Here is an 11,769-nt window from a genome sequence, read left to right as displayed (position 1 = left end):
TTAAAGCGGTTCATTTAACAAATCCAGAAAGTCCATTGTATTTGCTTCCATAGAGTGCACTACTTTATCCGTTCTGTTTACAAGGTGGTTATAACCAATATAAGCTATAATACCCACAATTAAACCAGCAACTGTTGTTGTCATTGCCGTGTAAATACCAGATGCCAAAGAGCCCATTTCTGCTTGCCCACCACTGCTTGCCATTTCATGGAATGCCAAAATCATACCAATTACGGTTCCTAAAAAACCAATCATTGGCGCAGCACCAGCAACAGTTGCCAATATACTTACATTTTTCTCTAGTTTGTACACCTCTAAGGTGCCTGCATTTTCTATAGCTGTATTTATATCATCTAAAGGCTTACCGATACGCGATATTCCTTTTTCTGTTAACCTCGCTACGGGAGAATCTGTTTGGGCACATAACATTTTAGCAGCATCTAGCTTCCCGTTCGTAATGTGATCCTTAATCTGATTCATGAAGTTCTTATCTATTTTAGAAGCTGCCTTTATAGCAAAAACTCTTTCAAAATAAATATACAATGCAACAAACAAAAGAATGCCCAATATTGTAATTATAATAATACTCCCTGCTCCTCCATTTACAATTAAATCTATGACAGAAAGTGTTTTTTCTTCGGAAATACTTTCTCCTATCCCCGCAGTATCAGCATCTTGAAACAATACCATATTTTTTCTCTTATTTAAGTTGCACTTATAACGTTATTTTGCGAATAAAATTATACGTTTAGTATAAAATCTCTAATTAAAATAAAAGCTAGAGCTCCTCCAAGGAATCCAACCAAAGCCAACCAAGCTATTTTTTTGAAATACCAAAAGAAATCTATCTTCTCCATACCCATTGCCACAACCCCTGCAGCAGACCCAATAATTAGCATACTACCACCTGTTCCAGCAGAATACGCTATAAAGTGCCATAATGGATCATCCATTGCTTGTGGAAACATACCTAAACTTGCAGCTACTAAGGGTACATTGTCTATAACAGCCGAGCCAGCTCCTAATAACATAACAACGATATCAGAATTTGGTATCGCAGCGTTGAGGCCTTCTGCAAAATGAAACAACATTCCTAAAGATTCAAGAGCTGCAACTGCCAATAATATTCCTAAGAAAAATAGGATACTCGGCAATTCTATTTTTGCCAAGGAGTGATGCACTGGACTATGGTGAGAAGCCGCATTGCTTTCGCCTGCATCTACCGAAGAAATATTGAATTTCGTATTACTATATATCTCTGCAAAGGTAGCAACCACAGCTAAAGAAAGCATCATACCTACATATGGTGGCAAATGCGTTATAGTCTTAAAGAAAGGAACAAATACAATTGCCCCTAATCCAAGATATAGCATTGTAGAACCAAATTTACTTTTTACAGCCACCTCTTCTTCAACACTACTCTCTATATTACCCTTAAATGCCTTAAATCTGCTAGCTATTAAAACAGGTATTACCATACACACAATTGAAGGTACCAACACATGTTCTATTAATTGAGCCGCCGAAACTTTATTTGCAATCCACAACATGGTTGTTGTTACATCACCGATGGGCGACCAAGCACCACCAGCATTGGCAGCAATAACAATCATCCCCGCAAACCACAAGCGTGTTTCTCTTTCTCTAATCACTTTCTGTAAGATTGTAATTAGTACAATTGTTGCCGTTAAATTATCAATTATTGCAGACAATATAAAGGCCAAAATGGAGAACAACCACAATAATTTTCTTTTACTCTTGGTTTTTATAAAGCCCTTTATTGTAGCAAAACCATCAAAATAATCAATGATTTCTACAATGGTCATCGCCCCTAATAGAAATACTAATATTTCTGCTGTCTTGCCAAGGTGATGCAGGAGAATCTCATCAATATGTGAAGGCACCAACTGCCTCAATGCAGCATCAACCTCAAATACAGGCATATGAGCAAGAGCTATTACAGCCCACAATAATGCCATCATTGCCAGTGCCGGTATTAGCTTATCTATTTTTAGATTATGCTCAAGGGTTATTGCTAAGTAGCCAACGAAGAAAATAATAATTACAATGGTCTCCATGTTTTATTTGGTTTTGGTTTAAATTAATTGTTTTAATGCTATTTCAAAAGCTGTTTTACTAATATACTTCCTAGATGCATTCTTTTTGAATACATTCTGCAATGCCCTTTTTATGGTTTCTGAGGTATCATTAAATACCAATTCATCATCCATTGCCACTCTTCTTTCCATAAAATAAGCAAACACCCTGGCCATACCACAATTTGATATAAAATCTGGGATTACACTAACACGCTCATCTGTATACTCCATAATAGGGCCAAAGAAAATTTCTTTATCGGCAAATGGTACGTTAGCCCCACAAGTTATCACTTCCAATCCCGTTTCTATTAATTGTGTAATTTGATCTTTTGTGATTAACCGAGATGCCGCGCAAGGTGCAAATATTTCTGCTTGCAACTTCCAAATTCTTTCATTTATTTCTTGAAAAGGAATCGTATGGTCTGCAACCAATGTATTCCCTTTTTTAGCAAGATAAAGTTCTTTTATTTCTTCAAAAGTAAAACCCGTTTCATTTATTAACCCTCCATCTCTATCAATGATACCAACTATTTTAGCACCCATTTGACTTAAATAAAACGCTGCTGCTGCCCCAACATTTCCAAAACCTTGAATTATAGCTCGCTTCCCCTGTATAGTTCCGCCGTAAATATCGTAGTAATGCTTTGCTGCTTCTGCTACTCCAAACCCAGTAATCATATCAGCCACGGTATATTTTCTCTTAAGTGAGGGAGAGTACTTTTCACTTTCCAACACCTTTATAACGCCCAGTCGCAATTGACCTATTCGGTTTATTTTATCGGCTTCTGTCGGTTTAAAGTGGCCATTAAAAACACCCTCTTGCGGATGCCAGACACCAGCATCTTCTGTGATGGGAATTACCTCATGTATTTCATCGACATTTAAATCGCCTCCTGTGCCGTAATAACTTTTTAATAGCGGTGCAACGGCATTGTACCAACGTTTTAACACACCCGCTTTTCTCGGGTCATTGGGATTAAAGTTTATTCCGGATTTTGCTCCACCAATAGGAGGTCCGGAAACCGTAAATTTAACTTCCATTGTTTTAGCCAAAGAAAGCACCTCGTTCATATCTAAGCCTTCACGCATTCTTGTGCCACCACCGGCAGCACCTCCGCGCAAAGAATTAATAACCGTCCACCCTTCAGCCTCTGTTTCTGAATCTTTCCAGTTAAAAACTATTTCGGGTTGTTTATCCTCGTATTTCTGTAGTAATTCTCTCATTGAAATAATAAAAATTATGTGATTTTTGTTAGGCACTCCTAATTCGTATTGTAAAACAATCTCCCTATAGGAGCTAATGCTGCCTCATAATTTTAGTATTAAATCGATTTTAAAATCTAATCTCCAACAAATATAAAAATATTGCTGTGTTTTTTAAGATTTAACACCCACAGAATGTTAAATATTTATTTAAATTTACTTTCACATCATTTTACATGTAGAATACATCCAGAATACTACATTATATATTTCACAATATAAACGTATATTTGCAACTTATAATTAACATTATCTCAATAAAATGGACTTTAAATTAACAGAAGAACAGTTAATGATTCAACAAGCGGCAAGAGATTTTGCTCAAAACGAACTTTTACCCGGTGTAATTGAAAGGGATGACGCTCAAAGATTTCCGAAAGATGAAGTTAAAAAAATGGCAGAGCTGGGCTTTTTAGGAATGATGGTAGACCCAAAATACGGCGGCAGTGGCCTAGACACATTATCCTATGTTTTGGTAATGGAAGAATTGTCTAAGGTAGACGCATCTTGCTCTGTTATTGTTTCTGTAAATAATTCATTGGTTTGTTGGGGTCTAGAAACCTATGGTAGCGAAGCACAAAAACAAAAATATTTAACACGCTTGGCTACAGGAGATTGTATCGGGGCTTTTTGCCTTTCTGAACCAGAAGCTGGTAGCGATGCTACCTCTCAAAAAACAACAGCCCTAGACAAGGGAGATCACTATATCTTAAATGGCACCAAAAATTGGATTACTAATGGTAGTTCGGCAGAAATTTACCTTGTAATTGCCCAAACAGACATTGAAAAAGGACACAAAGGCATTAATGCGCTCATTGTTGAAAAAGATGCTGAAGGTTTTGAAATTGGCCCTAAAGAAAATAAATTAGGCATACGAGGAAGTGATACACACTCTTTGATTTTTAACGACGTTAAAGTCCCTAAAGAAAATAGAATTGGCGAAGATGGCTTCGGATTTAAATTCGCTATGAAAACACTAGCAGGTGGCAGAATTGGTATTGCCGCACAAGCATTGGGTATCGCTGCCGGGGCTTATGATATGGCCAGAGATTATTCCAAACAGAGAAAATCTTTTGGCACAGAAATCTGCAACCATCAAGCCATTGCATTTAAACTCGCAGACATGCACACCTCTATAGCTGCCGCTCGAATGTTAGTTTACAAAGCGGCCATGGACAAGGACAACCATGAAAACTATGATTTATCTGGCGCAATGGCAAAATTATATGCATCTAAAGTAGCTATGGATGTTTCTGTGGAAGCAGTACAAGTACATGGAGGCAATGGTTTTGTTAAAGACTACCATGTAGAACGCCTGATGAGGGATGCAAAAATTACCCAAATTTATGAAGGCACCTCTGAAATTCAAAAAATTGTAATTTCCAGGAGCATATTAAGAGATTAGCAATTATAGACATCATTTACTACTTAAAAAGAGGCTACTTAAATAATAGGTAGCCTCTTTTCGTTTTTTTTACCAAAACATCATTATCAAAATCATAATTTAGCTAGACAAAAAATATAATATTTAATGTATTCCGGCAATTTTATCACAAATGATGAATTTTTTATTGGATTAACCTCTTAGTGTTAAACATAATTTAGCATTTGTGGTATATTTGAAGAAATACGACAATTATATGAAGCTGAAAAAACAAGGGTTATACCTTCCAGAATTTGAACATGACAATTGTGGAGCTGGATTTATCTGTAGTCTAAAAGGTGAAAAATCTAATGACATTATACATAAAGCATTAGAGATATTAGACAAATTAGAACACCGTGGCGCGGTTAGTTCCGATGGAAAAACAGGGGATGGCGCTGGTATTTTAATAGATATTCCACACGCTTATTTTACAGAAGTTTGTAGTTTTAAATTACCCGAACCAGGAGAATATGCTGTTGCCAATGTATTCTTACCTCAAAAAGAGAATCAACGAAATTTTTGCATTGCTGCATTTGAAGAAAACATAAAAAAACAAGGTTTAAAGCTTATTGGATGGAGAGATGCTCCAGTAAACAAAACAGTTCCCGGGCGTATCGCTATGGAAACAGAACCTTATGTAAAACAATTATTTATAGGGAAAGAAAATTCTTCGCAAGATTATTTTAGCTTTAACCTGAAACTATACATTGCAAGAAAAGTTACAGAACATACTATTTTAAGCTCCAAACTGTCGGAAAGTGAATTTTTCTATGTTCCTAGTTTATCAACCAAAATCATTATTTTTAAAGGCCTTTTAATGCCGCAAGACATTAAGTTTTACTTTAAAGACTTAATGGACCCTAGAGTTGTGACACGTTTGGCATTAGTACACCAAAGATTCTCTACCAATACCTTCCCAACATGGGATTTAGCACAACCATTTAGATACATGTGCCACAATGGAGAAATAAATACACTACGTGGAAATGTATCTAGAATGCGCTCGCGAGAAGAGTTATTAAAGAGCGATTTGTTTGGCGATGAAATAAAGAACATATTACCAATTATATTACCAGGAAAGTCTGATTCGGCTACCATGGATATGGTAGTAGAATTGTTATTAATGACTGGCCGTTCTTTACCCGAAGTTATGATGATGTTGGTTCCAGAAGCTTGGGAGAAAAACCCAGACATGTCTCCTTCAAAAAAGGCTTTCTACGAATACAACTCTTGTATGGTAGAACCTTGGGATGGTCCTGCTTCAGTTCCGTTTACAGACGGAAACTACATTGGCGCCGTATTGGACAGAAACGGTTTACGTCCTTCTAGGTACACGGTTACCAAAGACGGTTATGTTATTATGTCTTCCGAAACGGGAGTTGTAGATATTAAACCAGAAAACATTCAATTCCATGGTCGTTTAGAGCCTGGAAAAATGTTCTTGGTGAATATGGAAGAAGGTAGAATCATCAATGATGAAGAAATTAAAGAAGAAATTGCACAACTTCGTCCGTATGAAGAATGGTTAAAAAACAACCTGGTTCACTTAAAAGACATTCCTTATAATGATTGTCCTTTGTTCTTAGGAGAAGAATCATTAGAAAAAAGAAAATCTCTTTTTGGATACACCTTAGAAGATATCAATACAATTATCTTACCTATGGGGAAAACGGCAAAAGAGCCAATTGGCTCTATGGGATCTGATACCCCAATTGCTGTATTATCTGAAAAACCACAATTACTATACAACTATTTTAAGCAGTTATTTGCGCAAGTAACCAATCCGCCTTTGGATGGTATACGAGAAGAATTAATTACAGATATTAGCCTTACCTTAGGTAGTGACTATAATATTTTCGATTTCACTGAATTGCACTGTCGCAAATTAAAAATTCAAAACCCTGTGATTTCCAAGGAAGATTTGGATAAGATAAAAAATTACGATGTTAGCCCAGATTACAAAGTAAGGTCCTTAGAGATCTTATACAATATATCACGTGGACACAATGCCTTGGAAGAAGCCTTGGCATCTCTTCTGGATCAGGCTTGCAAAGCTATAGATGACGATACCAATATCATCATCCTATCGGATAGAGGAGCAAACAAAGATAGAGCACCAATCCCAGCTTTATTAGCTCTTTCTTTTGTAAACAGTGGACTTCAAAAATTAGGAAAGCGTTCTAAACTCAGTATCATTGTAGAATCTGCAGAACCTAGAGAAGTACATCATTTTGCCTTGTTATTTGGATATGGTGCAAGTGCCGTAAACCCATACCTCGTAAATGAAATAATTGCCGAACAAATTGAAGAACACGATATCACAGAGTTCACCCAAGAGGAAGCAATTAAAAACTACAACAAAGCTATAGGCAAAGGGGTGTTAAAAGTTATGAACAAGATCGGGATCTCTACCTTAAATTCGTACAGAGGATCTCAATTGTTTGAATGTGTTGGAATAAACACCAAGGTAGTAGAGAAGTATTTCCCGAACACACCCACAAGAATACAAGGTATTGGCTTGTACCAAATTGAAAAAGAAATAGCCAAAAGGCATCTTAAAACCTTCAACAAAAAAGAAGTTGCAGCCAATTTAGAATTGGAGATGGGTGGTGCCTACAGATGGAGAAGAGATGGTGAAAAACATCTTTTTAACCCAGAGACTATTGCTAAACTTCAAAAATCTGTTCGTAATAATGAACCAGACACCTATAAGGAGTACTCTAGCTTAATAAATGAACAGTCTAAGAATTTAATGACCATAAGAGGTTTATTTGAATTCTCTAATTTTGATCCAATTCCTATTGATGAAGTAGAGCCTTGGACCGATATTGTAAAGCGTTTTAAAACAGGTGCCATGTCTTATGGCTCTATTAGTAAAGAAGCGCATGAGAATTTAGCTATCGCAATGAACCGAATTGGTGGAAAAAGCAATTCTGGAGAAGGTGGGGAAGACGCAGAACGTTTTTATAAAAACGAAACTGGCGATTGGAGAAATAGTGCTATAAAGCAAGTTGCCTCCGGTAGGTTTGGTGTTACCTCAAATTACCTAACAAGCGCTAAGGAAATACAAATAAAAATGGCTCAAGGTGCCAAACCGGGTGAAGGCGGACAATTGCCTGGACCAAAGGTTAATCCTTCCATAGCAAAAACAAGAAATTCTACCCCTTATGTAGGTTTAATTTCACCACCACCACATCACGATATTTATTCTATTGAAGATTTATCACAATTAATTTACGATCTAAAGTCGGCTAATAGAAAAGCTAGAATAAACGTAAAATTAGTGTCTGAAATAGGAGTTGGTACCGTTGCAGCGGGTGTTGCAAAAGCAAAAGCAGATGTAATTTTAATTTCTGGTCACGATGGTGGAACCGGAGCATCTCCCCTAACCTCATTAAAACACGCTGGTTTACCTTGGGAACTAGGAATTGCTGAAGCCCAACAAACCTTGGTTATGAACGACTTAAGGAACAGAGTTGTTGTAGAATGTGACGGACAGTTAAAAACAGGACGTGATGTTGCTATTGCTTGTTTATTAGGTGCCGAAGAATTTGGTTTCGCAACCGCACCACTTGTCGCTTCCGGTTGTATTATGATGCGTGTTTGTCATTTAAATACATGCCCTGTTGGTATAGCTACTCAGAATCCAGAACTGCGTAAGAAGTTTAAAGGGAAACCAGAGCACGTTGTAAACTACATGTATTTTATAGCCCAGGAACTACGTGAAATTATGGCACAATTAGGTTTTAGAACCATCAATGAAATGGTTGGACAGGTTCAAAAACTAGACAGAAACAAAGCCATAGAGCACTACAAGGCAGACGGGATAGATTTAACCCCTATTTTACATCAGATAAAAGTACCTTTTGGGACTAAATTATACAATACAGAAAAGCAACAACATGACATTAGTAAGTCTATAGAGTTTAAAATTATAGAGAAAGCTAATCCGTCATTATTTAGAAAAGAGAAATTAACCTTGGATTACCCTATTTGCAATACAGATAGAGCTATAGGCGCCATTATAAGTAATGAAATTTCTAAAACCTATGGTGCAAAAGGATTGCCTATTAACACCCTACGATTAAACTTTACAGGATCGGCCGGACAAAGTTTTGGTGCATTTGCCACTAGAGGATTAACTTTGACTGTAAACGGAAACACGAATGACTATTTAGGAAAAGGACTTTCTGGAGCTAAACTAGTTATTAAAGTACCAGAAGGAGCTACTATAGTTCCGGAAGACAATGTTATCACTGGTAACGTAACTTTATATGGTGCTACTGCAGGTAGAGCGTATATTAATGGAAAGGCTGGTGAGCGTTTTTGTGTTCGTAACTCTGGCGCAAAAACCGTTGTAGAAGGTATTGGGGATCACGGTTGTGAATACATGACTGGAGGTATTGCTGTGATCTTAGGCGAAGTAGGCCGGAATTTTGGTGCAGGAATGAGTGGTGGTATTGCCTATGTTTATGACAAGAATAAAACCTTTGAAAAAAACTGCAACAAAGAGGCTTTAAATTTATTGCCTGTTAATGAAGCAAAGGATATTGCTGAACTAAAAGACTTAATTGAAAGTCACTACAACCATACGATGAGTCCTTTAGCACAACAAATACTGGAAGACTGGGAAGATTGCTTACCTAAATTCGTTAAAGTATTCCCTGAAGAATACAGACAAGCATTATTAAGATTAGAAGAAGAAAAAGCTAGCATTATATAAATCGATACTATGGGAAAGATAACTGGATTTTTGGAATTCGATAGAAAAATAGAAGACTACGCTCCTGTTGAAGAGCGCATAAAAAATTATAAAGAATTTACACAGCCATTAAAAGAAACTGAATTAAAAAATCAAGGAGCACGTTGTATGGATTGTGGCGTTCCCTTTTGTCATAGCGGATGCCCGTTAGGCAATTTAATTCCCGATTTTAATGACGCTGTCTACAAAGGAAAATGGGAAAAAGCAGCAGACATATTACATTCCACCAATAATTTTCCTGAATTTACAGGAAGGTTATGCCCGGCGCCTTGTGAAGAAGCCTGTGTACTAGGAATTAACGAAGACCCGGTTTCTATTGAAAATATTGAAAAAAATATTGTAGAAACTGCTTTTTCTAAAGGATGGGTTGTGGCACAACCTCCAAAAACAAGAACAGGAAAAAAAGTTGCAGTAGTAGGCTCTGGTCCGGCAGGATTAGCAACAGCCCAACAACTAAATAGAGCAGGACATTTGGTTACTGTTTTTGAGCGCGATGCAAAAGTAGGCGGATTATTGCGTTATGGCATTCCAGATTTTAAATTGGAAAAAAATATTATCGATCGTAGGGTTAAAGTCTTGGAAGAAGAAGGCATTGTATTTAAAACTAACACGCATATAGGTGTCGATATCAAGGCAGACAAACTAAAGGAAGACTTTGATGCCATAGTACTTTCTGGTGGAGCAACCGTGCGTAGAAACCTACCAATTAAGGGAGCCGATTTAAAAGGAGTGGTACAAGCAATGGATTTTCTTAAGCAAAATAACAAACGTGTTGATGGAATTACGGATCTTGGCGAGGAACTAAAAGCGACAGACAAAGACGTTGTTGTCATTGGTGGTGGAGATACAGGATCTGACTGTATTGGCACATCAATTAGGCATGGAGCAACCTCTGTTTCTAATTTTGAAATCATGAGCAAAGCAACTCCCGAAAGACCGGAGGATCAGCCTTGGCCATTTTGGCCTATGCGTTTGCGCACAAGCTCATCACACAAAGAAGGAGCCGATCGCTTTTTTAGCATTTCTACCAAAGAATTTATTGGTGATAAAGACGGCAACCTAAAAGGATTAATTACTGCTGAAGTAGAATGGATTAAGACACCTGGACAAAGACCTAGCTTAAAGGAAGTTCCCAATACCGAAAAAGAATGGAAATGTGAACTTGCATTACTCGCTATGGGTTTTACAGGTTCTGAAATGACGGTGGCCGAGCAATTGGGTTTACAATCAGATCCAAGAACAAACATTAAAGCATCGATCCAAAACTACATGACCAATGTACCCGGTGTATTTGTAGCAGGAGACCAACGCAGGGGACAGTCTTTAATTGTTTGGGCTATTTCAGAAGGAAGAGAAGCTGCACACCATGTAGACAAATTCCTCATAGGAAACTCCACATTACCCCTGAAAGGTGATGGCGATTTACCAAGAGTATAAGTAAACAGGACGCCAAGCGTTCTACATACATTATTGGCTGCCAATTTTTTAATTGGCAGCTTTTTTATGGATATAGACTACAAAAATCAACTTTTTTCAACACGGCTACAATCCATCTCAATGATAGTATCGTGCTAAATATTTAAAACCCAAACTACCTTCTACACCAGGGTAAATTGGATCTAAGCTATATTCTACATTTAACCAGTTAACGAAGTTGTTTGGCCTAAAATAAAGATTCAAACACAATAGATCCTGCGAGACCAAAACAGACCATTTTTTTTCATCAAAACACCAATTTGGTTGTCATTACCACCTAAAAGCAGCTGTTAATTGATAAATAACGGACTGTAATTGCACCAATAGTGCAATCTAAATATACAGACAATCAATCCTTTAACTGTAGTAAATATGCCCATTGGGCAGCCAAATTAATTTTCTTTGGTTAAAAAATTCGAAAAAGAAAAGAATGAATCCATAAAAATATAATGATTATTTTATAAAAAGTTAAATTGTATTGATATTATTCTATCTTTGCACTTTAATTAAAAATAATATTATGAGTAACGGTACAGTAAAATTTTTTAACGACTCTAAAGGTTTTGGATTCATCACTCCAGACGATGGCAGTAAAGACGTTTTTGTTCACATCAGTGGATTAACTCACGAAATAGCTGAAGGAGACAAAGTTAGTTATGACGTTGAAGAAGGAAAAAAAGGACCAAATGCAATTAACGTTGAAGTCCTTTAATACTATAAAGAATTTAACACATTACATTTTA

7 protein-coding genes are annotated in these 11,769 nt (G+C 36.9%); 4 read left to right on the top strand and 3 right to left on the bottom strand.

Annotated elements, in window-relative coordinates; all coding sequences use genetic code 11:
* From MWU65_RS02840 to MWU65_RS02830, 3 genes are read right to left on the bottom strand one after another with little or no spacing between them, the layout of a single operon-like run.
* Complete coding sequence (locus MWU65_RS02840; protein WP_247075589.1) at nucleotides 1-690, bottom strand: MotA/TolQ/ExbB proton channel family protein; 690 nt, start codon at nucleotides 688-690, stop codon at nucleotides 1-3.
* A 50-nt stretch (nucleotides 691-740) separates the two neighbouring features.
* Nucleotides 741-2,078: a sodium:proton antiporter NhaD gene (gene nhaD / locus MWU65_RS02835; RefSeq protein ID WP_247075588.1), complete on the bottom strand. Its 1,338-nt coding sequence runs from the start codon at nucleotides 2,076-2,078 to the stop codon at nucleotides 741-743.
* 18 nt (nucleotides 2,079-2,096) lie between these two features.
* Nucleotides 2,097-3,323 (bottom strand): Glu/Leu/Phe/Val dehydrogenase dimerization domain-containing protein, encoded by a 1,227-nt coding sequence (locus MWU65_RS02830; protein WP_247075587.1) that lies wholly within the window; start codon nucleotides 3,321-3,323, stop codon nucleotides 2,097-2,099.
* Nucleotides 3,324-3,624: 301 nt separating this feature from the next.
* Here MWU65_RS02830 and MWU65_RS02825 point away from each other — a divergent pair, with 301 nt between their 5' ends.
* The 4 genes from MWU65_RS02825 (at nucleotide 3,625) to MWU65_RS02810 (ending at nucleotide 11,738) form a co-directional block, all read left to right on the top strand.
* Complete coding sequence (locus MWU65_RS02825) at nucleotides 3,625-4,767, top strand: acyl-CoA dehydrogenase (protein ID WP_247075585.1); 1,143 nt, start codon at nucleotides 3,625-3,627, stop codon at nucleotides 4,765-4,767.
* A gap of 235 nt (nucleotides 4,768-5,002) precedes the next feature.
* Complete coding sequence (gltB, locus tag MWU65_RS02820; protein WP_247075584.1) at nucleotides 5,003-9,511, top strand: glutamate synthase large subunit; 4,509 nt, start codon at nucleotides 5,003-5,005, stop codon at nucleotides 9,509-9,511.
* 9 nt (nucleotides 9,512-9,520) lie between these two features.
* On the top strand, nucleotides 9,521-10,987 hold the full coding sequence (locus MWU65_RS02815) for a glutamate synthase subunit beta (RefSeq protein ID WP_247075583.1): 1,467 nt from the start codon (nucleotides 9,521-9,523) through the stop codon (nucleotides 10,985-10,987).
* 559 nt (nucleotides 10,988-11,546) lie between these two features.
* Nucleotides 11,547-11,738: a cold-shock protein gene (locus tag MWU65_RS02810; RefSeq protein WP_247075582.1), complete on the top strand. Its 192-nt coding sequence runs from the start codon at nucleotides 11,547-11,549 to the stop codon at nucleotides 11,736-11,738.
* Nucleotides 11,739-11,769 lie beyond the last annotated feature (31 nt).

Origin of the sequence: Cellulophaga sp. F20128 (assembly GCF_023015805.1) — a bacterium.
Classification (GTDB): domain Bacteria; phylum Bacteroidota; class Bacteroidia; order Flavobacteriales; family Flavobacteriaceae; genus Cellulophaga.
This window is presented reverse-complemented; position numbering and strand designations above follow the sequence as displayed.

Coding starts and splice junctions, on each gene's coding strand:
- MWU65_RS02840 (WP_247075589.1), bottom strand. CDS start 690: ATGGTATTGTTTCAAGATGCTGATACTGCGGGGATAGGAGAAAGTATT.
- nhaD (WP_247075588.1), bottom strand. CDS start 2,078: ATGGAGACCATTGTAATTATTATTTTCTTCGTTGGCTACTTAGCAATA.
- MWU65_RS02830 (WP_247075587.1), bottom strand. CDS start 3,323: ATGAGAGAATTACTACAGAAATACGAGGATAAACAACCCGAAATAGTT.
- MWU65_RS02825 (WP_247075585.1), top strand. CDS start 3,625: ATGGACTTTAAATTAACAGAAGAACAGTTAATGATTCAACAAGCGGCA.
- gltB (WP_247075584.1), top strand. CDS start 5,003: ATGAAGCTGAAAAAACAAGGGTTATACCTTCCAGAATTTGAACATGAC.
- MWU65_RS02815 (WP_247075583.1), top strand. CDS start 9,521: ATGGGAAAGATAACTGGATTTTTGGAATTCGATAGAAAAATAGAAGAC.
- MWU65_RS02810 (WP_247075582.1), top strand. CDS start 11,547: ATGAGTAACGGTACAGTAAAATTTTTTAACGACTCTAAAGGTTTTGGA.